We start from the raw sequence: 21,227 nt of genomic DNA, 5'->3' as shown, positions 1-21,227 counted from the left end.
CTCCGGGCGGTTCAGCCGTGCGGCTCCGCCACGGCCTCGTGCTCTGCCAGGGCCTCGTGCTCGGCCACGGCCGGACGCCGGAGGTAGAGGCCGGCCACCGCGGCGAGCACGAGCAGCCCGCCGGCCAGGGCGCCGAGCGGCAGCCTCTCGCCGAGGAAGGCCGTCGCCAGCGCCGTCGCCGTCACCGGCTCCAGCAGCGTGACGATGCCGGCGACCGCGCCGGGCACCGTCTGCAGCCCGCGGAAGAACAGGGCGTAGGCCGCGGCGCTCGGCACCACACCCAGGTAGAGCAGCGTCGCCAGCGCGACCGGCTCGGTGGTCAGGCGCAGGCCGGCGGCCAGGGCCACCGGCGTCAGCAGCAGTGCGCCACCCACGAAGCCGGTCAGCGTCACCGGGACGCCGGCGGGGACGCCGCCACCGGCCAGCGTGACGACGGCGTACCCGAGGGCCGAGCCGCTGGCCAGCAGCGCGCCCAGCAGCACCGCCGTCCCGGCCGAGGCCCCGGCGGTGAGCCCGACCAGCAGCCCCAGGCCGACGAGCGCGACGGCGAGGGTCACGAGCGTGGCGCGGTCCGGCCGGCCGTGCCCGAGCGCCGCCGCGCCGAGCGCGATGAGCAACGGGGCCAGGCCGAGTGCGACCAGGGTCGAGACGCTCACCCCGGCCTCCTCGACGGCGGCGAAGAAGGCCAGCTGGTAAGCGGCCAGCCCGGCGCCGACCAGACCGAGCCGGACGGCGAGCGGTCGGGTCAGCGGGACGGCGGACGACGGCCGCCGGTGCCGGGTGAACAGGTACCCGGCGAGCAGGACGGCGGCGCCGACGGCCATGCGGTGCCAGGCGATGTCGAGCGGGCCGAGGTCGGTGCGGTCGGTCACGATGCGGGCGCTGACGCCCGAGGTGCCCCAGCAGAGGGCAGCGAGGACGACGAGCGGGAAGCCGCGCGACACGGCAGAGGTGGTCGAGGGGGTGGGCATGACGCTCCTGGGCGGGTCCGGATCGGGGAGAGGCGGTCCGGAGCACAGCGCAGGGGCCCGGCAGGTGGTGCCGGGATCAGGTCAGCCCGCGGTGCTCCGGGTCAGGAGCGCGGCGGGGGCAGCACGAGGGCGTGCCGGGGCGTCATGGCAGGGAGGGTAGCGAGGGGGCGCCCGGCTCTCACGCGGTTTCCTCTACAGTGGGTGCAGACCCCTCGTGTGGCGTCACCCCGTGAACCTCCCCAGGGCCGGAAGGCAGCAAGGATAAGCGGGCTCTGGCGGGTGCGCGGGGGGTCCCTTTCTTCCTGTCGGCCCACCGGCCGACACCGCGGCCGGGTGCCGTCCCCTGCCTGCGTGGCGCCGCTGCCCGCGTCCCCGGTCGGGAGACCCTCCGGGCCCCTGCGACCGGTCCACAACGGCGTTCGCCGATCCGTCGCCTCCTCCACGTAACCTGCTGCCGTGGCTCTGGCGCTCTACCGGAAGTACCGCCCGGCGACCTTCGCCGAGGTGGTCGGTCAGGAGCACGTGACGGCCCCGCTGGTGAACGCCGTCGACGGCGGGCGGGTCAACCACGCCTATCTGTTCAGCGGCCCGCGCGGGTGCGGCAAGACCTCCTCGGCGCGCATCCTCGCCCGGTCGCTGAACTGCGAGCAGGGGCCGACGTCCACCCCGTGCGGCACCTGCGGCTCCTGCGTGGCCCTGGCGCCCGACGGCCCCGGCTCGCTCGACGTCATTGAGATCGACGCGGCCAGCCACGGTGGCGTCGACGACGCCCGCGACCTGCGTGAGCGGGCCTTCTTCGCGCCGGTGAACAGCCGCTTCAAGGTCTACATCGTCGACGAGGCGCACATGGTCACCACGCAGGGCTTCAACGCCCTGCTCAAGGTGGTCGAGGAGCCACCGGAGTTCCTCGTCTTCGTGTTCGCGACCACCGAGCCGGACAAGGTGCTGCCCACCATCCGCTCGCGCACGCACCACTACCCGTTCCGGCTGGTGCCGCCGACGACGCTGCGCGGCCTGCTGGAGAAGACCTGCGCCGCCGAGGGCGTGCAGGTGGAGCCGACCGTCTTCCCGCTGGTCGTCCGGGCCGGCGGCGGCTCGGTCCGTGACTCGCTGTCGATCCTCGACCAGCTGCTGGCCGGCGCCGGGGAGGAGGGCGTCACCTACAAGAGCGCCGTCGGGCTGCTCGGCGTCACCGACGACGCGCTGCTCGACGAGACGATCGACGCGCTCGCCGCGCACGACGCGCCCGGCGTCTTCCGCGCCGTCGACCGGGTGGTGGAGGCCGGGCACGACCCGCGCAGGTTCGCCACCGACCTGCTCGACCGGCTGCGGGACCTCATCGTGCTCGACGCCGTGCCGGACGCGGGGGGCAACGGGCTGCTCGACTGCCCGCCCGACCGGCTGGACCTGATGAGCTCGCAGGCCTCGGCGCTGGGGTCGGCGACGCTGTCGCGGATGGCCGACACGGTGCACGCGGGCCTGACCGAGATGCGGGGGACGACGGGCCCGCGGCTGCTGCTCGAACTCGTGTGCGCGCGGATGCTGCTGCCCGGGACCGACGGCTCCGCAGCGGCCACCCTGCAGCGGCTGGAGCGCCTCGAGCGGCGGATGTCGATCGCCGGTGAGCACGCGGGCCGGCCGGTCGCCGAGCCCGCCGTCCTCGACGCGCCGGGGCGCGAGTCGCGGCCGGAGCCCGCCGCCGCTCCGCCGCCGGCTGACCAGCCGGGTCGCCCGGTGCGCGAGTTCGTGCGCAGGTCGCAGGTGGCCGCGCAGGCGCCGAGCGCCCCGGCGGCACCCGCGCAGCCGGCCCCGCGGCCCGCTCCGGAGCCGCCGCGCGCCGAGCCGGAGCCGCCGCGCGCCGAGCCGGAGCGGCCCGAGCCAGCGCGCCCGGAGCCGGTCGCGGCCCGCGCGCCGGCCGACGACGGCTGGCCGCAGACCACCCCTCCGGGGTCGGGCGCCCCGCCCCGCCCGCCGGCACCGGCCGCCACCTCGCCGGCGCAAGCCGCCACCCCGCCGGCGCAAGCCGCCACCCCGCCGGCGCCGGCCGCCACCCCGCCGGCCGCGGTCGAGGAGCCGCGCCGCGCCCCCGTCGCCGTGGGTGAGCCCGACATCCCGCTGCCGCCGGAGCCGACCGACGACGAGGACTGGCCGCACCCGGCCCAGCCCGCAGCGGCCGCAGCTGCGGCGGCGCGCGTGGAGCAGCCCCGGCCGACGGCGTCGGCACCCCGGGCCGCGGCCGAGTCCTCGCCGGCCCCACGTGGCAGCGAGCCGATGCCCGTGGTGACGGCGAACCCGCCGCAGCCGGACGCCGCGGACGGCGAGCTGGACGCCGGTGACGTCCGCCGCGTGTGGCCGGAGCTGCTGGCCGTCGTCCGCCGGCACAAGCGGACCACCGAGGCGCTGCTGAAGTCCGCGCAGGTGCACGACGTCGCCAACGGCACGCTGACCCTGTCGATGACCTCGCCGGCGCTGGCCAAGATGCTGGGCGACGACCTGAACAAGGACGTCGTCCGCACGGCGCTGCAGGAGCTGCTCGGCGTGCGCTGGAAGGTGCAGGCCGTCGTCGACGCACCCGGCCGGCCCGCGCCCGGCCGCACCGTCTCGCCGGAGGCCGCGCGCGAGGCGGCGCGCGCCGCGGAGGCCGCCGAGGCGAGCGAGCTCATGGCCGAGCGGGCGGCCGAGGGAGCCGGGGGCGATCACCCGCACGAGCCGGCGGTCGACCCCGAGCAGGCGGCGCTGTCGCTGCTGCGCACCCACCTGGGTGCGCGCCCCCTCGACGGCTGACCGGTGGGATCGGGGCGGCCGCGGTTGCCCCGGGTCCTCAGCCGGTCGTCGGCGCGCTGCAGGTCACCTCCACCGGCGAGTGCCTCGATCCGGTTGACGCGACCGGGGGCACGGGGTGCCTCTCCCGTGGCTCGCCGGTCCTGCAGCACCGGTGAGCCACGAGGAGCGCCAGCAGGCGCGAACCCTCAGCTGCGGGTGAGGACCTCGTCCAGGCGCTCGTAGCCCTCGCGGACGCCGACCTCCATGCCACTGGCCACGAAGGCGTCCCGACCGGCGAAGGAGTCGACCAGCGACGTCGAGGTCAGCCGGGTGCGCCCGTCGCCCAGGTCCTCGAGGACCAGCTTCTCCAGCGCCACGCCGTCCGGGTCGCCCTCGAAGGTGAAGGTCTGCACGATCAGCTCGTCGGGCCGCACCTCGTGAAAGCAACCGCGGAACCCGTACTCCTCGCCGTCGCTGATCGTCACGAAGCGGTACGAGCCGCCGGTGCAGCACTCGAAGACGTCGACGCGGGTCTCGGTGTCCCGCGGGCCGACCCACTGGGCGAACAGCTCGGGGTCGGTGTGCGCACGGAACACCTTCTCGGGCGGCGCGTCGAACTCGCGGGTGATGCGGACCAGCGGGACCTCGGGGTCGACGTCGATGCGGGTCTCGTGCGTGCTGGTGGTCATGACGGGTTCCCTCCTGGGTGGGTGGCGTCGGTGGGGTGGGTGGGGGAGGCGTCGGTGGGCTGGGTGGGGGAGGCGTCGGTGGGGTGGGTGGGGGAGGCGTCGTCCGGCATGGACCGGAGGACCTCGTCCAGACGGCGGTAGCGCTCCTCGGCCTGCCGCCGGTAGCGCTCGATCCACGTGGTCATGAGGTCGAGGACCTCGGCCTCGAGGTGCACCGGACGCCGCTGGGCGTCGCGGCTGCGGCTGACCAGGCCGGCGTCCTCCAGCACCCGCAGGTGCTTGGAGACCGCCTGGACGCTGACGTCGTAGGGCTCGGCGAGCTCGCCGACGGTGGCGTCGGTGACCGCCAGCCGGGCGACCATGTCGCGCCGGGTGGGGTCGGCCAGGGCCGCGAAGACCCGGGAGAGCGGATCGGCGGCCATCAGGTGTCCTCCCTTCCTCAACCACTCAGTTGACGAAGAGCGTGGACCTGCGGGTGGGTGTTGTCAACCACCTGGTTGACGATGCCGACGTCCCCGCACGTGTCGGTCCCTCGGCCTACGCTCGGGTCATGTTCCCCGGAGGCCAGCCCGACATGGCACGCCTGCTCGAGCAGGCGCAGCAGATGCAGCAGCAGCTGGCTGCCGCGCAGGAGCAGCTGGCGCAGGAGGAGGTCACCGGCACGGCCGGCGGCAACCTGGTCAGCGTGACGATGACCGGGCAGGGCGAGGTCACCGCGGTGACGATCGCGCCGGCGGCCGTCGACCCCGACGACGTCGAGAGCCTGCAGGACCTCATCGTCGCGGCCTTCCGCGACGCCTCCCGCGCCGTCAACGAACTCACTGCCAGTCGCATGGGGCCGCTCGCCGGCGGCCTCGGCGGCGGCCTGGGGTTGCCCGGCCTCTGAGCCGCGGCGGACCCCCCTGACGAGAGGGACACCGTGTACGAGGGGGCCGTCCAGGACCTCATCGACGAGCTCGGCCGGTTGCCCGGCGTCGGGCCGAAGAGCGCCCAGCGCATCGCCTTCCACCTGCTGGCGGCGGAGTCGGCGGACGTCGGCCGGCTGGTCGCCGCACTGCAGCGCGTGCAGGCCGAGGTCCGCTTCTGCAGCACCTGCTACAACGTCGCCGAGGGCGAGCAGTGCCGCATCTGCCGCGACCCGCGCCGGGCCGACGACGTCATCTGCGTCGTCGAGGAGCCCAAGGACGTCGTCGCGATCGAGCGCACCCGCGAGTTCCGCGGCCGCTACCACGTGCTCGGCGGCGCGATCAGCCCGATCGAGGGCGTCGGCCCCGACGACCTGCGGGTCAAGGAGCTGATGACCCGGCTGATGAACGGCGCGGTCACCGAGCTGATCATCGCCACCGACCCCAACCTCGAGGGCGAGGCCACCGCGGCCTACCTGGCGCGGCTGGTCGGCCCGCTCGGGCTGGCCGTCTCCCGGCTGGCCAGCGGCCTCCCGGTGGGCGGCGACCTGGAGTACGCCGACGAGGTCACGCTGGGTCGGGCGTTCGAGGGCCGCCGCCGCATCGACGCCTGAGGGAGGACTCCCTGCCCCCCGCCAGTCGCAGGCTCGCGGGGGGACCCTGCGGGGGGTCGCCCGTCATCCGCGCCTTGCGCAGGCTCAGGGCGGGGCCGGGCGCGGGTGGCGCCCGGGTGCCGCCTGACCAGGCCCGATACCAGGTCACAGGATGGTGTCGATGCGGCTCCCCGGCTCACCGCAGCGCCGACCTCGCGCCTAGGGTCCGACGCACGTCCGTGAGGGCTTGCGCCCTCCGGCCGCGAAGTCGGGAACTCATCCGGCCCACGGGGGCCGAGAAGGCAGGTCTTCCGCGATGCAGCGTCGTCCCCAACGCGTGCTCGCCGCCTCGGCGGCCACGCTCACCGCAGTCACCCTGGCTGCCTGTGCCTCGAGCGACCGGGAATCCGGTGGTGGCGGGGAGGGCGGTGGTGCGGCCCAGTCCGGCGGCACCATGGTCTTCGGCGCCACCGGCGACCCCGCGATGCTCGACCCGGCGTTCGGCAGCGACGGTGAGACCTTCCGCGTCTCCCGCCAGATCTTCGAGGGCCTGCTCGGCAACGAGCTCGGCGGCACCGACCCGGTGCCCGAGCTGGCCGAGGACTGGGAGGTCAGCGAGGACGGGCTGGAGTACACCTTCAACCTGCAGCAGGGCGTCCAGTTCCACGACGGCACGCAGTTCAACGCCGAGGCTGTCTGCTTCAACTTCGACCGCTGGTACAACTTCGAGGGCCTGGCGACCAGCCCGAGCGCCTCGTACTACTACCAGGCGGTCTTCGGCGGCTTCGCCAGCACGCCGGACACCCCGAGCATCTACCAGAGCTGCGAGGCGACCGACGAGAACACCGCGGTCATCCGGCTCACCCAGGTCACCTCCAAGTTCCCCGCCGCGCTGGCCCTGCCGGCGTTCTCCATCCAGAGCCCGACGGCCCTGCAGGAGTACGACGCCGACAACCTGTCCGGTGCCGAGGACGCGCTGACCTACCCCGAGTACGCCCTCGAGCACCCGACCGGCACCGGACCCTTCCGGTTCGAGAGCTGGGACCGCGGCAACGGTCGGGTCACCCTGGTCCGCAACGAGGAGTACTGGGGCGAGCCGGCGCTGCTCGACGAGCTCATCATCCGCACCATCCCGGACGGCAACACCCGCCGCCAGGAGCTGCAGGCCGGCTCGATCGACGGCTACGACTTCGTGGCGCCGGCGGACTACCAGTCGCTGCAGGACGAGGGTCTCCAGGTCCTGGTCCGCGACCCGTTCAACATCCTCTACCTGGGCTTCAACGGCGGGAACGTCCCCGGCACCAGCGCCAACCCGGCGCTGCAGGACCCGCGGGTGCGGCAGGCGATCGCGCACGCGATCGACCGTGACACGATCGTCAGCTCGCTGCTCCCCGAGGGCGCCGAGGCGGCCATCGAGTTCATGCCGCCGACCGTCGACGGCTACGCCGAGGACGTCACCACCTACGACCACGACCCGGACCGGGCGCGGCAGTTGCTGCAGGAAGCCGGGGCCGAGGGCACGACCCTGCGGTTCTACTACCCGACCGAGGTCAGCCGGCCCTATCTGCCGGACCCGGCTGCGATGTTCCAGGTCATCAGCCAGAACCTGACTGACGCCGGCTTCACCATCGAGCCGGTCGCGCTGCCGTGGAACCCGGACTACCTGAACGCCGTCCAGTCCGGTCAGGCCGACATCCACCTGCTCGGGTGGACCGGTGACTACAACGACGCCTACAACTTCATCGGCACCTTCTTCGCCGAGGCGTCGAACAACCAGGCGTCGGCGGAGTTCGGGGCGTTCAGCGCGCCGGAGATCTTCCAGGCGCTGGCCCGGGCTGACCAGGAGCCGGACGCGGCCACCCGCACCCGGCTCTACCAGGAGGCGAACCGGCTGATCATGGACTACCTGCCGGGTGTCCCGATCTCCCACTCGCCGCCGGCGCTGGTCGTCGCGGAGAACGTCTCGGGTCTGGAGCCCAGCCCGCTGACCGCCGAGGTCTTCTCCACGGTCTCCATCAGCGAGTGACCCCGCGCCCGTCCCCGCCGGCAGCTCCCGGGCTGCCGGCGGGGACGGTGTCGTGACCGACGCCGGACCCAGGGAAGGCTGACCCGCACGCCGTGCTCCGCTTCATCGTCCGACGGCTCCTGCAGCTCGTCCCGATCCTGCTGGGCCTGTCGGTCCTGCTCTTCGCCTGGCTGCGCGCCCTGCCCGGTGGCCCGGCCCAGGCCGCCCTGGGCGAGCGGGCGACGCCCGAGGCCATCGCCCGCTACAACGAGCTGTTCGGCCTCGACCAGCCGATCTGGGTCCAGTACCTGCGCTTCCTCGGCCGCGCCGTGCAGCTGGACTTCGGGACGTCGTCCCGCACCGGCCGCACGGTGACCACCGAGTTCCTGGAGCGGATGCCCGGCACCGTCGAGCTGACGCTGTTCGCCATGGTCTTCGCCATCGGCGTCGGCATCCCGCTGGGCTACCTGGCCGCCCGCAGGCACGGCAGCTGGCTGGACTCCGGCGCCGTCATCGGCTCGCTGCTCGGCGTGGCGATCCCGGTCTTCTTCCTCGCCTACCTGCTGCGGCTGCTGTTCGCCGTGGAGCTCGGCTGGCTGCCCGGTTCGGGCCGCCAGGAGGTGCGCATCGACGCCACCCACATCACGAACTTCTACGTCCTGGACGGCCTGCTGACCCGCGAGTGGGACGCCGCGTGGGACGCCCTGCTGCACCTGGTCCTGCCGGGCATCGCGCTGGGCACCATCCCGCTGGCCATCATCGTGCGGATCACCCGGGCCTCGGTGCTCGACGTCGTCAACGAGGACTACGTCCGGACGGCGAACGCCAAGGGCCTGTCGGCCGACACCGTGCGCCGGCGGCACGTCATCCGCAACGCCCTGCTGCCGGTGTCCACGACGATCGGCCTGCAGACCGGCCTGCTGCTGTCCGGTGCGGTGCTCACCGAGACGGTCTTCGCCTTCGGGGGGGTCGGGTCGGCGATCTACGACGCGATCTTCACCCGCGACTTCGCCGTCCTGCAGGGCTTCATCCTCATGCTGGCGGTGGTCTACGTCCTGGTGAACCTGCTGGTCGACATCTCCTACGGCCTGCTCGACCCGAGGGTGCGCGTCCGATGACGGCGATGGGGGACGTGCGACGGCAGCGGATCGACGAGCTCGCCGCCCGAGCCGGGCAGGTGCCCGAGGGCGAGGGCGGGGTGTCGCTCGTCAGGAGCGCCTTCCGCCGGCTGCGGCGCAACCCGGTGGCGATCCTGGGCGCGGTCATCGTCGTGGTGTTCCTGTTCGTCGCCGCGTTCGCCCCGTGGCTGGCCCCGCGCGACCCGCTGGCGCAGACGCTGCTGAGCGAGGTCCGCCCCGGGTTCATCCCCGGTGCGCAGGAGGGCTTCCCGCTCGGTGCCGACCAGCTCGGCCGCGACCTGCTGTCCCGGCTCATCTACGGCTCGCGGCAGTCGCTGCTCATCGGCGTGGTGTCGACGGTGCTCGGTGCGGTCGTCGGGATGGCCCTGGGCGTGCTGGCCGGCGCCTTCGGCGGCTGGGTCGACACCGTGGTCATGCGGTTCATCGACATCATCCTGTCGATCCCCAGCCTGCTGATGGCCATCAGCATCTCGGTGCTGCTGGGCCAGAACCAGTACGCGCTGATGATCGCCATCGCGGTCACCCAGGTGCCCGTCTTCGCCCGGCTACTGCGCGGCTCGATGCTGGCCCAGCGCGGGAGCGACTACGTGCTCGCGGCGCGGGCCCTCGGCGTCAAGCGCGGCCGGATCGTGTTCGGCCACGTGCTGCCCAACTCGCTGTCACCGGTCATCGTGCAGGGCACGCTGTCCCTGGCGACGGCGATCATCGAGGCGGCCGCGCTCTCCTTCCTCGGCCTCGGCGACCCGGACATCGCCCGGCCCGAGTGGGGCGCGATGCTGTCCACCGCGCAGGACTTCCTGTCCGTCCGGCCGGAGCTGGCCGTGTGGCCGGCGCTGTGCATCATCGTCGTCGCGCTCGGCTTCACCCTGCTGGGGGAGTCGCTGCGGGAGGCCCTCGACCCGAAGTTCCGGAGGTAGCGACCGGTGAGCATCGAGGCGTTGCCACCCGAGGGTGCGCTGCGCACCGACGTCCCCGTGCTCGAGGTCGAGGACCTGTCGGTCACCTTCGCCCGGCGCGGCGAGCAGCCCACCCGGGCCGTCGACGGGGTGAGCTTCTCGGTCGCGGCCGGGGAGACCGTCGGCCTGGTGGGGGAGTCCGGCTGCGGGAAGTCGGTGACCTCGCTGGCGGTCATGGGCCTGCTCCCGCGGCGCGGCGTACAGGTCGGCGGCTCGGTGCGGCTCGGCGGCACGGAGCTGCTCGGGGCGCCGGACCGGACGCTGCGCCGGCTGCGGGGGGCCGAGATGGCGATGGTGTTCCAGGACCCGCTGTCCTCGCTCAACCCCACCGTGCCGATCGGCACCCAGGTCACCGAGGTGCTCGTCGAGCACCGCGACATGGGGAAGAAGGAGGCGGCGACCGAGGCCGCCGAGCTGCTGGACCGGGTCGGCATCCCCGACCCCACCCGGCGGCTCAAGGAGTACCCGCACCAGCTCTCGGGCGGTATGCGGCAGCGGGCGCTGATCGCGATGGCGCTGGCCTGCTCGCCGCGGCTGCTGATCGCGGACGAGCCCACGACGGCCCTCGACGTCACCATCCAGGCGCAGATCCTGGAGCTGCTCCGCGAGCTCGTCGTCGACTCCGGGACGGCGCTGGTGATGATCACCCACGACCTCGGCGTCGTCGCGGGCCTCTGCGACCGGGTGCACGTCATGTACGCGGGCAAGGTCATCGAGACCGCCGACCGCCACGACCTGTTCGCCCGGCCGCGGCAGCCCTACACCGGCGGCCTGCTCGCCTCGGTGCCGCGGCTGGACGCCGGGCGCGGGATCCCGCTCACGCCGATCCGCGGCTCGGCCCGCGACGCGATCCCGTGGGCCGAGGGCTGCGCCTTCGCCCCGCGCTGCGACAACGCCCAGGACGACTGCCTCACCGAGGTCGCGGGGAGCACCGTGCCACTGGAGTACGACGGGCCCGGCCGCGAGCTGCGCTGCCGGCACCCGCTCACCCACCCGTCGTCCACCGCGGGGGCCACGTCGTCCGGGAGCACCGCCTCGGGAGCCGGACGGTGACCCGCGCCGGCGAGCCGCTGCTGCAGGTCCAGGGCCTGCAGGTGCACTTCCCGATCAAGCGCGGGGTGTTCGTCGACCGCACGGTCGGCCACGTCCGCGCCGTCGACGGCGTGGACCTGGCCATCGACCGCGGCACCACGTACGGGCTGGTGGGGGAGTCCGGTTGCGGCAAGTCCACGCTGGGCCGCGCCGTCCTGCGGCTGGTCGAGCCCACCGCCGGGCAGGTGCTGTTCGACGGCACCGACGTCGCCTCGCTGAGGGGCGAGGCGCTGCGGACGATGCGGCGGCGCATGCAGATGGTCTTCCAGGACCCGCTGGGCAGCCTGGACCCGCGGCAGGACGTCGAGTCGCTGCTGTCCGAGCCGCTGCGGGCGCACGGGCTGGGAGGTGGCAGGGCGGGGATCGCCACCCGGGTCCGCGAGCTGCTGGATGCTGTCGGGCTGCCGACCGCGGCGCTGCGCCGCTATCCGCACGAGTTCTCCGGCGGGCAGCGGCAGCGCATCGGCATCGCCCGCGCGATCTCGCTGGAGCCGGACCTGCTGATCGCCGACGAGCCGGTGTCCGCGCTCGACGTCAGCGTGCAGGCGCAGGTGGTCAACCTGCTCGAGGAGCTGCAGCAGCGGCTGGGCCTCACCTACCTGGTCATCGCGCACGACCTGGCCGTGGTGCGGCACATCAGCGACGTCGTCGGGGTCATGTACCTCGGGTCGCTGGTCGAGCAGGCGCCGTCGGGGGCCCTCTACGACGAGCCGCTGCACCCGTACACGCGCGCGTTGATGAGCGCCGTCCCGGTGCCCGACCCGGTGGTGGAGGAGCGCCGGGAGCGGATCCTGCTCGCCGGCGACCTGCCCTCGCCGGCCGACCCGCCCAGCGGCTGCCGGTTCCACACCCGCTGCCCGTGGCGGCAGGAGACGCGCTGCGACGACGAGGTGCCGGTGCTGCGCGAGCTGGCGCCCGGCCACCTGGTCAGCTGCCACTGGGCCGAGGAGATCCGGGACGGCGCCCTGCAGCCCAGGTCGGCCGAGGAGGTCGCCGCCACCCAGGGCGTGTCGGTGCGCGCCACCGGTGTGGAGGCGATCGAGAGCGACGCGCTGGTGCAGGGCCTCGACGAGCCGATCGAGCGGAGGTAGGCCCCCCTGCAGGGGCCCGCCGCGAGCCTGCGAGCGGTGAGGGGCAGGGGGGGTCCTTACTCCAGGACGACGTCGTCCCCACGGCGCAGCGCCCGGCGGACCCGCAGCCGCAGGATGCGGGCGTAGGCGCGGACGAACTGGGTGTAGCCGGGCGTCGGGCCGTGGTAGCCGAGGAAGCCGTGCGGGCCCTCGACCATCTCGCCGGTCCGGACGTCGTAGCGGCTCTGGTGCCACGGGCAGACCAGGCAGCCGTCGGCGTCCACCGTGCCCTCGGAGAGGTCGGCGAGCTGGTGGCGGCAACGCCGCGAGACGGCGAAGTACCGGCCGTCCCGGTTGCCGACGGCCCAGTCGCCGACCCGGCGGACCGCTCCCGGCGGCAGGTCGGCGGCGGGGATCCGGTCGGGCTCGGTCATGCGTCCTCCACGGTCTCGGGCCCAGCCCCTACCCCGGAGACGACGGGTCAGACCGCCCGGCCCGGGTAGGGTCGCCGCACCCGACTCCCGGAGGTCCCTCGTGCGCCGGCTGCTCGCCGTCCTCGCCCCGCTGGCCGCCGTGGTCCTCCTCGGCGGGGGCCCGGCGCTGGCCGAGCCGCCGTTCGACGTGCCGGAGCAGGTCACCGACCGCGCCGGCGTCCTCGTCGGCGACGAGTCGGCGGTCGAGGCCGCCGTCGCCGAGCTGCAGGCGCAGGAGCAGCTGCAGCTGTTCGTCGTCTACGTCGACTCCTTCGACGGCCTCGACCCGGACGAGTGGGCGACCCGGACCGCCGAGCTGTCCGGGTTGGGCGGCAACGACGTCCTGTTCGCCGTCGCCGTCGAGGACCGGCGCTACACGTACAACCCGCCCGCGGACTTCCGGCTCTCCGACCAGGAGATCGAGCAACTGATCGCCTCCGACGTCGAGCCGGAGCTCACCGCCGGGGACTTTGACGGCGCGGCCGTCGCCTTCGCCGAGGGCCTGGGCGGCGGTGGCGGCGGCAGCGGCAGCGGGCTGGGCACGGTCGCGGTGGTGGGCGGCATCGCGGCGGTCGCCGGTGGCGCCTACCTCGTCACGCGGTCCCGCCGCCGCCGGCAGGGGCCACCGCCTCCCCAGCGGCTGGAGCGGCCGGACCCGCACGCCGGCGTCCCGACCGAGCAGCTGGAGGCGCAGGCCAGCACGGCGCTCCTGGAGCTCGACGAGGCGGTCAAGACCTCCCGGCTCGACCTCGACTACGCCCGCCTGCAGTACGGCCAGGAGGCGGTCGCCGGGTTCGCCGAGGCGCTGACGGCCTCGGAGCAGGAGCTGGCGCGGGCCTTCGCGCTGCGCCAGGAGCTGGACGACGAACACCCCGAGGACGAGCCGGTGAAGCGGCGGCTGCTCGCCGAGATGCTCCAGCTGACCGCCGCGGCCGACGCCCGCCTCGACGAGCAGGCCGAGGCCTTCGACCGGCTCCGCGACCTGGAACGCACCGCGCCGCAGGCCCTCGATGCGCTGGCCTCCCGCGCCACCGCGCTGCGCGGCCGGCTGCCCGCCGACGAGGAGCGCTTCGCCGCCCTGCAGCGCCGCTACGCCCCGGCCGCCCTGGCGCCGGTCGCCGACAACCTGGCGCAGGCCCGGGCCCGGCTGGACGCGGCGGAGCAGGAGATCGCCGAGGCCCGCGGCGAGATCGCAGCCGGGCGGGCGGGCGCCGCCGTCGGGGACATCCGGGTCGCCGAGGACGCCCTCGCCCAGACCGGGACGCTGCTGGACGCCGTCGCCCGGCTGGGCACCGACCTGCAGGCCGCCGAGGCCCGGGTCGCGCAGGTGCGGGCGGAGACCGAGGAGGACCTCGCCGAGGCCCGCGCGCTGCTCGCCGGCGGCACCGGCGGGAACCTGCGCCCGCAGGTGGCCCGGGCCGAGGCGGCGCTGGCCGCGGCCGACGCCGCGCTGCACCCGGCCGACGGCGGCCGGCCCGACCCGATGGCCGCGCTCCGCCGGCTGGAGGAGGCCGACATCGCGCTGGAGCAGGCCCTGGGCCTGGCCCGGGACGCCGACCAGCGGGCGCGGCGGGCCGCGGCGTCGCTGGACCAGGCGCTGCTCACCGCCCGGTCGGGCATCGCGGCCGCCGGCGACTTCATCGGCACCCGCCGCGGCGCCGTCGGCCCCGAGGCCCGCACCCGGCTGGCCGAGGCGCAGCGGCACCTGGACCTCGCGGTCGCGCAGGGCCGCACCGACCCGGTCGGCGCGCTGCGCGAGGCCCAGCTGGCCGACGCGCTGGCCCAGCAGGCGCTGCAGCAGGCGCAGTCCGACGTGGCCGGCTGGGGCGGCGGCTACGGCGGCGGCTACGGCGGCTATGGGGGTGGGTACGGGCCTGGCGGGTTCGGCGGGGGCCACGGCGGAGGCCGGGGCGGCGTGGACCTGGGCAGTCTGGTGCTCGGCGGGATCCTCTTCGGCGGCGGCGGCGCCGGGGGGTACGGCGGGAGCTACGGAGGCGGCGCCGGCGGTGGGTTCGGCGGCGGTGGCGCCGGCTCCCGGGGTGGCGGGCGGCGCCCGGGCAGCTTCGGCGGCTCGCGCAGCCGGGGCCGCTCCGGAGGCGGTCGCTTCTGACCCCCTGGGAACTGTCGGACCCCGGTGCCAGGGTGTCCCTCCCCACCCGACGAGGAGGAACGATGCCCACTCGGAACAGCCCGTGGCCGGCCGGCACCCCCTGCTGGATCGACTACGGCGCCTCGGAGATCGACGCCGCCCAGGACTTCTACGGCCGCCTGTTCGGCTGGGAGTTCGAGGGCGGTGACCCCGACTACGGCGGGTACCTCAACGCCACCCGCAACGGCGAGCCGGCCGCCGGCCTCGGCCCGCTGATGAGCCCGGACGACTCCCCGGGCTGGACGACGTACTTCGCGACCGACGACGCCGCGGCCACGGTCGCCCGCATCCGCGAAGCCGGCGGCGCCGTCGTCGTGGAGCCCATGGAGGTCGGGCCGATGGGCACCATGGCCATCGCCGCCGACCCGCAGGGCAACGCGTTCGGCCTGTGGCAGTCCGGCGAGCACACCGGCTACCGCGTCTTCAACGAGCACGGGTCGCTGGTCTGGAGCGAGGCGGCGGTCGACGACCCGGCGGCCGCGCGGGAGTTCTACTCGGCGGTCTTCGGGTTCACCTGGGCCGATGTCCCTGGCGCGGAGGGCTATCAGACCTTCGCGATCGGGGACCGCCCGCTCGGGGGTCTGAGCGGGCACCAGCCCGGCTCTCCCAAGGGCTGGGCGGTCTGCTTCGCGGTCGACTCCACCGACGACGCCGTCGCCACGGTCGAGGCCGGCGGCGGCAAGGTGACGATGGCCCCGATGGACACGGAGTACGGCCGCATCGCCGTGGTGGAGGACCCGTGGGGTGCCCCACTGTCGGTGATGCAGCCCCCCGCGGGCAGCTGATCCAACCGTGGACCGGCGTGCAGGGGGCACGCCGGTCCACGGCCCCGTCCCGGGCCCCCGGCCCCCTGCAGGGTCCCGCCGCGAGCGTGCGAGCGGTGGGGGCAGGGGGTCCTCCCTCAGCCGCGCAGCTGACCGTAGGTGTGCTCGGGCCGCAGCCGGACGACGAGGCGGCGGTCGGCGACCATGGCCGCGCGGTAGGCGTCCCAGTCGTCGTGCTCGCCGCTGAGGGCGCGGTAGTAGGCCACGAGCTCCTCGACGGTGGCGTCGTGCGGGTCGGTCGCGACCGGGGCGAGCTCGGTGGTGCCCTCGACGGCGACCCAGGTCCAGAAGTCGGGCGAGGTCACGTGCAAGGTCGCCCGCGGATCGGCCTGCAGGTTGCGGGTCTTGGCGCGGTCGGCGGTCACCGAGATGCGGGCCAGCTGCTGTTCGTCGTCCCACGCGTAGAAGAGGTTGGACAGCTGCGGGCGGCCGTCCCGCTTGAGGGTGGCCAGCACGCCCGCGTGCTGCGTGGCGACGAAGGCGAGCATGCGGGGGTCCACGGCGGCGCTCATGCCGGCAGGAACGTCGTCCCGCGCCGTCTTGTGCCCTGCCGTCCCTCGCCGGGCCGGAGCCGGGGCCGGAGCCGGGGCCGGAGCCGCGGTCAGCGTCCGGACGGCGTCAGGGGTGCCACGCGGGGGCCGTCCGAGGCCGCCGGGGGGACGCAGACGCGGTTCCGGCCGCTGTGCTTCGCGCGGTACACGGCGGCGTCGGCCGCCGCCTGCAGCCCGACCGGATCACCCCACGTGACGGTCGCCGCCCCGACGCTCACCGTGGCCGCGTAGGGAGCCGCGGCGGTGCGCACGTGGGCCACCAGCCGTTCGGCGATCCCGGCCGCCTCCGACAGGTCGGTGTCCGGCAGCAGGAGGGCGAACTCGTCGCCGCCCAGGCGCCCGCTCACGTCCTCGCTCCGGGTGAGGCCGGCCAGCGTCTCGCCCACGAGGCGGAGCACCGCGTCCCCGGCCAGGTGACCCAGGGTGTCGTTGACGCTCTTGAACTCGTCGACGTCGACGAGCAGCAGGCTCAGCGGCCGGTCGGCCGTGGTGCGGGCCGCCTCGGTGCGCAGCCGCTCGTGGAAGGTGCGGTGGTTCAACGCACCGGTGAGCCCGTCGCGCTCGGCGAGGAGGGCCACCTGCCGCGCGTAGGCGGCGGTGCGCTGGTAGGCCCGCTGGTGGTTCGCCGACGCGAACGCGCAGGTCGCCGTGGCGACCGCCAGCGCGAGCGCACCGACCAGGACGTCGTCGGCCGGTGCACCGCCGACGCCGAGGCCCATGCCGAGGTAGCCGGCCAGGATGGTGCTGCCGGCCAGCGCGACACCGGCCGGCGGGTAGGCCAGGGCAGCGTGCGCCAGCAGGACGAACAGGAACAAGACGTAGGGGCTGGCGGCCCCCCCGTCGAGCAGGCAGATCGTGATCACCAGGGCGATGCCCGCGGCCTCCCAGGCGTCGAAGAACAGCCGGCCCCGCGGGTGGCGGACCAGCCGGTCGACCGGGACGAGCCAGAGCAGCGGAGCCGCTCCGGCCACCGCCGCGACCACGGCGAGGACGAGGCCGGCCCGCGGTGGGTCGGTGGTCAGGGTGCGCACGGCGATGATCGCCGGGAGGACCTCGCACAGCACGATGCCGCTGAGGGTGTGCCGCCGCCAGAACGCGACCCGCTCCTCGTCCTGGGCCAGCGCTCTCATGCTCCAGTCATCGCACCGGCCGCCGGGGTTCCACAGAGACCCGGCCGTTCCCCTACCCCCTCGGGGGGAGGTCCGTGAGGTCCGCCTAGCGCTCCCGGCCGCGGGCCTTGAGCGGCACCGGCGGCAGCGGCGGGGCCTCGAGCCGGTCCCCGTCGTAGCCGACGACGGTGCCGAAGCGCTCGTCCTCGGCGTTCCAGCGCTCGGCGTAGTCGGCGATCTCCTCCCCGGAGCGGCCGACGAAGTTCCACCACATGACGATCCGCTCCTCGAACGGCTCGCCGCCGAGCAGCAGCAGCCGGGTCGCCTCCCCGGCGCGCACCCGCACCGAGCGCCGTCCGGTGCCGAGGTACAGCACCGCGCCGACCTCCAGCGGGGCGTCCTCCACCTCGGCCGTCCCGGACGAGGCCAGCAGGGCGTGCTCGAAGTCCGGCTCCAGCGGCAGCTCGACGTCGGCGCCGGCGGCCACGTCGAGGTCGGCGCCGACCAGCGGGGTGTGCGCGGTGCCCGGTGAGGTGGCCCCGCCGAGGCTGCCCATGAGCACCGTCGCGGTCAGCCCGTCGGAGGTGAAGCCGGGCAGGGCGGTGTGGTGGGCGAAGGCCGGTGCGGTGTCACGGGCGGCCTCGGGCAGCGCCACCCACAGCTGGGCGCCGTGCAGGTACCGCGGGTGCACCGCCGGGGACTGCTCGGAGTGCGCGATGCCGTGCCCGGCGGTCATCAGGGCCAGCTCGCCGGGGTGGATGCGGGCGTCGCTGCCGAGGGAGTCGCGGTGGTGCACCTCGCCCTCGAGCAGCCAGGACACCGTCTGCAGCCCGGTATGCGGGTGCGGCGGCACCTGCATGCCGGGGGAGGAGGTGATGTCGTCGGGGCCGTAGTGGTCGACGAACGCCCACGCGCCGACCAGCCGGCGGCCCAGGGTGGGCAGCAGCCGGCGCACGCGGGTGCTCTCGCCGAGCAGCACCTCCTTGCCCGGCAGCAGGTCCAGCACCGGGCCGGCGGCGGTGCCCGCCAGCCCGCCGAGCTCACGGGCGGGCGGACGGCGGTCCAGGTTGCTCATGGCGCGGGCCTCCGGTGGGTCGGTGGGATCGGGGTCATCGGGGCTCCGGGGCGGTCGGGCAGCGCAGCGCCGCGAGGTCCCAGCCGGCGCGCCGGGCGCCGGCCACGTAGGCGCTCTCCAGGAAGTCCAGGACGACGGCGCGCGGGTCGGGCGCGGCGCGCACGTCCTCGTAGGGCAGCAGCGCCAGGTGCGCGCCGCGGCTGTCGATCCACCGCGCACCGGCCGGCCGCAGCGACTCCTCGACCAGGCCCGCCGGCTCGGGGGCGGTGTAGGAGTAGAAGGCGGGCTCGGGCACCTGGTCGTCGCCGAACCAGAAGCCGGCGCTGACGACCTCGTGCGAGTAGGCCTCGCGGGTGACCGGGTCGACGGTGTCCGGCTGCTCCACCCGGCGGTCGGAGAACCGGGTGACGGCGAGGTCGAAGGTGTGCCAGAAGTGGTGCACCGGGCTGGTCTTGGCGTAGCTGCGGCCGGCGAACTCCTCGAGCACCTGCGCCACCTGCCCCAGCACCACCCAGTAGCGGGTCACCATGGCCCGGTCGTAGGACGCGTGGTGCTCGTCCTCGGCGAACGGCGTGCGGTCGGCCAGGTCGAAGGGGACCGGGATGTCCACGGTGGCGGGCAGGCCGAGCGTCGCGAGGGTGTCGAGCAGCTGCCGGTAGAACGCCGCCACGCTCAGCCCGGGCAGCGGGAACGACGCCCGGCGTCCGTCGGCGACGGCCACCTCCAGCCGGTGGTCGACCAGGTCGAGGTCGACCGCGAAGACCGGGTCGAAGCCCATCGGCCGGGTGGTGAGGCCCCGGCCGGTGAGGTGGAAGGGGATGTGCCACCAGTGGTTGCGCCGCGGGGCGTTGGCCAGCCGCAGCTTGCCGACGACCTGCAGGAACCGGTGCAGGGTCTCCTTGGTGTCGGCCCACTCGGCCAGCGGCATGGGCGGGAAGACGGGCACGGGCGGCTCCTCCGTCGCGGGACCGGTCGCGGTCAGCATGACGATCCCGGCGGCAGGGCGGTAGCCGCCGCCCGGGAGCGCCGGTTTGGGCGGGGACCGGACGGGTCAGGCCCCGACCGTGGACGACGACCGCCGGCGGCCGGGCTGCCCCAAGCGGATGGTGTTCGGCCCGTGCGGTGGTGTCCGGGACGACGGCCGCTGCGAGGTGGCCGAGCACCGCTGCGTCTTCCTCGACGACCCCGCTCCCGCCTGGGACGCGCCTGTCGCGTCCCCGGCCGCACCGCGACCGGGCAGCCTGCTCGACCGCGCCCGCACGAGGCCGGTCGTGCTGACCGACCTCACCGTGGCGCCGTTCGACCCGGCCTCCCTGCGCCGGGTGGTGGGCGTGCTGGCCCCGGTCTCCGACGGACTGCTGGTCGGCGAGCACGCCAACCGGCCCGACTTCCCGCCCACGCTGTTCGCCGCCGAGATCCGGGACGCCGGTGGCCGGCCGTGGACGACGCTGGCCTGCCGCGACCGCAACCGCGTCGTCCTCGAGCAGGAGCTGGCGGGCCTGGCCGCGGTGGGCGTCGACGGCGTGCTGTGCGTGACCGGCGACGCCCGCGGCCCCGGCGTCCGGCCCGGCGTCACCCAGGTGTTCGACCTCGACGGCACCCGGCTGACGGCGCTCGCCGTGGCGGCGGGGCTGCCGGTCGCCGTCCCCGAGTCGCCCGCGGCCCCGCCGGTCGACCGCCGGCCGGCCCGGGTCGCGGACAAGCAGCGGGCCGGGGCGCAGCTGTGCGTCCTCAACCACGTCCGCACCCCGGCGGAGGTGGCGGCCTTCGTCGCCGCCGCGCGGAGCGCCGGGGCGACGTTGCCGTTCGTCGCCGCGGTCGCCGTCTACACCGACGAGCGCTCGGCGCGGGTGCTGCAGCGCTTCCCCGGCCTGCACGTGGACGACGCCACCGTCGAGGAGGTGCTGCTCGCGCCGGACCCGCGGTCGGCCGGTGTCGCGGCCGCCGTGGCCGAGGCCCGCGCGCTGCTGGGCGTCCCCGGGGTCGTGGGGGTCAACCTGTCCGGTCTGGCCTCGGGCGGCGGGGAGGACGACGGCGCCCGGGTCAAGGCCGAGGTCGCCGCCGCGATCAGGGAGGCAGCATGACCGAGCTGGAGAGCGAGGCGATGGAGGCCGAGTTCGGCACCGTCGCCGGGTGGACCGAGCAGGCGGTGCGGGCACTGGGCCCCGAGCACGCCGTCCCGGCCGGGTGCCGGGGGAGCGGCAGCGAGGGGGCGCTGCGCTGGCTGGCCGACCGGCTGGGGCTGACGGCCGGCAGCCGGGTGCTCGACGACGGTGCCGGCGTCGGGGGGCCGGCCGGGTGGCTGGCGGCCGAGCACGGCGTGCGCGCCGTCTGCGCCGAGCCGATGCACGAGGCGGCGCGTGCCGCGCGGCGGCTGTTCGGGCTGCCGTCGGTGACCGCGCTGGCGCAACGGCTGCCGTTCGCCGACGCCGCCTTCGACGCCGCCTGGTGCCTCGGCGTCCTGTGCACCACCTCCGACAAGTCCGGTGCGCTGACCGAGCTGAGGCGGGTGCTGGTGGACGGCGGCCGGCTCGGCCTGCTGGTCTTCGTGGCCGACCGCCCGTTGCCCCCGCCCCTGCCGGAGGGCAACGACTTCCCGACCGAGGAGGAGCTGCGGGAGCTGCTCGACGCGGCGGGTCTCCGGCTGGGGGAGACCGCGACCGCGGACCTCGGGGACAGTCCGCCGGAGTGGAGCGAGCGCGCCGACGCAGTCGACGCCGAGGTCTCCCGGAGGCACGGGGACGACCCGCGCTGGCGCCAGGCGCAGGAGCAGTCCGGCCGGGTCGGCCGGCTGCTCGCCGACGGGGCGCTGCGGCCGTGGCTCGGGGTCGCGACCGCCGACTGACGGCCCCACCACCCGGGA

At 75.3% G+C, this 21,227-nt stretch carries 20 protein-coding genes and 1 other RNA gene; 13 read left to right on the top strand and 8 right to left on the bottom strand.

What is annotated here, in order from left to right; all coding sequences use genetic code 11:
- Positions 1-11 precede the first annotated feature (11 nt).
- Entirely contained in the window at positions 12-971 is a 960-nt protein-coding gene (locus tag BMW27_RS13830; RefSeq protein WP_091445053.1) for a DMT family transporter, read from the bottom strand.
- Between the two features lie 203 nt (positions 972-1,174).
- On the opposite strand from BMW27_RS13830, the gene ffs reads away from it, so the two are divergent.
- An RNA gene (gene ffs, locus BMW27_RS13825) (signal recognition particle sRNA small type) lies at positions 1,175-1,270 on the top strand.
- A 157-nt stretch (positions 1,271-1,427) separates the two neighbouring features.
- On the top strand, positions 1,428-3,755 hold the full coding sequence (locus BMW27_RS13820) for a DNA polymerase III subunit gamma and tau (protein ID WP_091445052.1): 2,328 nt from the start codon (positions 1,428-1,430) through the stop codon (positions 3,753-3,755).
- Between the two features lie 185 nt (positions 3,756-3,940).
- Here the strand turns inward: BMW27_RS13820 and BMW27_RS13815 are convergent, their stop codons facing one another.
- Positions 3,941-4,423, bottom strand: coding sequence for an SRPBCC family protein (locus tag BMW27_RS13815; RefSeq protein ID WP_091445050.1), 483 nt, complete (start codon positions 4,421-4,423; stop codon positions 3,941-3,943).
- Positions 4,420-4,845 (bottom strand): ArsR/SmtB family transcription factor, encoded by a 426-nt coding sequence (locus BMW27_RS13810; RefSeq protein ID WP_091445048.1) that lies wholly within the window; start codon positions 4,843-4,845, stop codon positions 4,420-4,422. Before BMW27_RS13810 ends, BMW27_RS13815 begins: the two co-directional genes overlap by 4 nt.
- Positions 4,846-4,973: 128 nt before the next feature.
- Here BMW27_RS13810 and BMW27_RS13805 point away from each other — a divergent pair, with 128 nt between their 5' ends.
- The 7 genes from BMW27_RS13805 (at position 4,974) to BMW27_RS13775 (ending at position 12,204) form a co-directional block, all read left to right on the top strand.
- Positions 4,974-5,309 carry a YbaB/EbfC family nucleoid-associated protein gene (locus BMW27_RS13805; protein WP_012946701.1) on the top strand — a complete coding sequence of 112 codons (336 nt, stop codon included), beginning with the start codon at positions 4,974-4,976 and terminating at the stop codon, positions 5,307-5,309.
- Positions 5,310-5,342: 33 nt separating this feature from the next.
- A complete protein-coding gene (recR, locus tag BMW27_RS13800; RefSeq protein WP_091445046.1) occupies positions 5,343-5,942 on the top strand; it encodes a recombination mediator RecR in 600 nt (199 codons plus the stop codon).
- Positions 5,943-6,237: 295 nt separating this feature from the next.
- Positions 6,238-7,947, top strand: coding sequence for an ABC transporter substrate-binding protein (locus BMW27_RS13795; RefSeq protein ID WP_091445044.1), 1,710 nt, complete (start codon positions 6,238-6,240; stop codon positions 7,945-7,947).
- 92 nt (positions 7,948-8,039) lie between these two features.
- Positions 8,040-9,044, top strand: a complete 1,005-nt coding sequence (locus BMW27_RS13790) for an ABC transporter permease (RefSeq protein WP_091445043.1) — start codon at positions 8,040-8,042, stop codon at positions 9,042-9,044.
- Complete coding sequence (locus BMW27_RS13785) at positions 9,041-9,982, top strand: ABC transporter permease (RefSeq protein ID WP_091445041.1); 942 nt, start codon at positions 9,041-9,043, stop codon at positions 9,980-9,982. Before BMW27_RS13790 ends, BMW27_RS13785 begins: the two co-directional genes overlap by 4 nt.
- A 6-nt stretch (positions 9,983-9,988) precedes the next feature.
- Complete coding sequence (locus BMW27_RS13780) at positions 9,989-11,074, top strand: ABC transporter ATP-binding protein (protein WP_245743558.1); 1,086 nt, start codon at positions 9,989-9,991, stop codon at positions 11,072-11,074.
- Complete coding sequence (locus BMW27_RS13775; RefSeq protein WP_091445039.1) at positions 11,071-12,204, top strand: ABC transporter ATP-binding protein; 1,134 nt, start codon at positions 11,071-11,073, stop codon at positions 12,202-12,204. The genes BMW27_RS13780 and BMW27_RS13775 overlap by 4 nt, the downstream gene beginning before the upstream one ends.
- Before the next feature lie 56 nt (positions 12,205-12,260).
- Here the strand turns inward: BMW27_RS13775 and BMW27_RS13770 are convergent, their stop codons facing one another.
- A complete protein-coding gene (locus tag BMW27_RS13770; protein ID WP_091445038.1) occupies positions 12,261-12,617 on the bottom strand; it encodes a Rieske (2Fe-2S) protein in 357 nt (118 codons plus the stop codon).
- 100 nt (positions 12,618-12,717) lie between these two features.
- Between BMW27_RS13770 and BMW27_RS13765 the strand changes: the two genes are divergently transcribed.
- Entirely contained in the window at positions 12,718-14,766 is a 2,049-nt protein-coding gene (locus tag BMW27_RS13765; RefSeq protein WP_091445036.1) for a TPM domain-containing protein, read from the top strand.
- Positions 14,767-14,828: 62 nt separating this feature from the next.
- On the top strand, positions 14,829-15,590 hold the full coding sequence (locus BMW27_RS13760) for a VOC family protein (RefSeq protein WP_091445034.1): 762 nt from the start codon (positions 14,829-14,831) through the stop codon (positions 15,588-15,590).
- A gap of 116 nt (positions 15,591-15,706) precedes the next feature.
- On the opposite strand, the gene BMW27_RS13755 is transcribed toward BMW27_RS13760, so the two are convergent.
- The 4 genes from BMW27_RS13755 to BMW27_RS13740 all read right to left on the bottom strand — a co-directional run bounded on the left by BMW27_RS13755 (position 15,707) and on the right by BMW27_RS13740 (position 19,310).
- Complete coding sequence (locus tag BMW27_RS13755) at positions 15,707-16,141, bottom strand: PPOX class F420-dependent oxidoreductase (RefSeq protein ID WP_091445032.1); 435 nt, start codon at positions 16,139-16,141, stop codon at positions 15,707-15,709.
- Between the two features lie 89 nt (positions 16,142-16,230).
- Positions 16,231-17,310, bottom strand: coding sequence for a GGDEF domain-containing protein (locus BMW27_RS13750; RefSeq protein WP_091445030.1), 1,080 nt, complete (start codon positions 17,308-17,310; stop codon positions 16,231-16,233).
- Positions 17,311-17,395: 85 nt separating this feature from the next.
- A complete protein-coding gene (locus tag BMW27_RS13745) occupies positions 17,396-18,364 on the bottom strand; it encodes a pirin family protein (protein WP_091445028.1) in 969 nt (322 codons plus the stop codon).
- Positions 18,365-18,398: 34 nt separating this feature from the next.
- On the bottom strand, positions 18,399-19,310 hold the full coding sequence (locus tag BMW27_RS13740; protein WP_091445175.1) for a DUF5996 family protein: 912 nt from the start codon (positions 19,308-19,310) through the stop codon (positions 18,399-18,401).
- Positions 19,311-19,428: 118 nt separating this feature from the next.
- On the opposite strand from BMW27_RS13740, the gene BMW27_RS13735 reads away from it, so the two are divergent.
- Together BMW27_RS13735 and BMW27_RS13730 are read left to right on the top strand one after the other, a co-directional pair.
- Entirely contained in the window at positions 19,429-20,448 is a 1,020-nt protein-coding gene (locus BMW27_RS13735; protein ID WP_245743556.1) for a methylenetetrahydrofolate reductase C-terminal domain-containing protein, read from the top strand.
- The gene (locus tag BMW27_RS13730; protein WP_245743555.1) at positions 20,445-21,209 is read left to right on the top strand and encodes a class I SAM-dependent methyltransferase; all 765 of its coding nucleotides are present in this window, start codon (positions 20,445-20,447) and stop codon (positions 21,207-21,209) included. Before BMW27_RS13735 ends, BMW27_RS13730 begins: the two co-directional genes overlap by 4 nt.
- Positions 21,210-21,227 lie beyond the last annotated feature (18 nt).

The organism is Geodermatophilus poikilotrophus (assembly GCF_900111455.1).
GTDB classification, from domain to species: domain Bacteria; phylum Actinomycetota; class Actinomycetes; order Mycobacteriales; family Geodermatophilaceae; genus Geodermatophilus; species Geodermatophilus poikilotrophus.
Note: the sequence above shows the minus strand (reverse complement) of the source record. Positions and strands in the feature narration are given on the sequence as shown.

Coding starts and splice junctions, on each gene's coding strand:
- BMW27_RS13830 (WP_091445053.1), bottom strand. CDS start 971: ATGCCCACCCCCTCGACCACCTCTGCCGTGTCGCGCGGCTTCCCGCTC.
- BMW27_RS13815 (WP_091445050.1), bottom strand. CDS start 4,423: ATGACCACCAGCACGCACGAGACCCGCATCGACGTCGACCCCGAGGTC.
- BMW27_RS13810 (WP_091445048.1), bottom strand. CDS start 4,845: ATGGCCGCCGATCCGCTCTCCCGGGTCTTCGCGGCCCTGGCCGACCCC.
- BMW27_RS13805 (WP_012946701.1), top strand. CDS start 4,974: ATGTTCCCCGGAGGCCAGCCCGACATGGCACGCCTGCTCGAGCAGGCG.
- BMW27_RS13795 (WP_091445044.1), top strand. CDS start 6,238: ATGCAGCGTCGTCCCCAACGCGTGCTCGCCGCCTCGGCGGCCACGCTC.
- BMW27_RS13785 (WP_091445041.1), top strand. CDS start 9,041: ATGACGGCGATGGGGGACGTGCGACGGCAGCGGATCGACGAGCTCGCC.
- BMW27_RS13770 (WP_091445038.1), bottom strand. CDS start 12,617: ATGACCGAGCCCGACCGGATCCCCGCCGCCGACCTGCCGCCGGGAGCG.
- BMW27_RS13760 (WP_091445034.1), top strand. CDS start 14,829: ATGCCCACTCGGAACAGCCCGTGGCCGGCCGGCACCCCCTGCTGGATC.
- BMW27_RS13755 (WP_091445032.1), bottom strand. CDS start 16,141: ATGAGCGCCGCCGTGGACCCCCGCATGCTCGCCTTCGTCGCCACGCAG.
- BMW27_RS13750 (WP_091445030.1), bottom strand. CDS start 17,310: ATGAGAGCGCTGGCCCAGGACGAGGAGCGGGTCGCGTTCTGGCGGCGG.
- BMW27_RS13745 (WP_091445028.1), bottom strand. CDS start 18,364: ATGAGCAACCTGGACCGCCGTCCGCCCGCCCGTGAGCTCGGCGGGCTG.
- BMW27_RS13730 (WP_245743555.1), top strand. CDS start 20,445: ATGACCGAGCTGGAGAGCGAGGCGATGGAGGCCGAGTTCGGCACCGTC.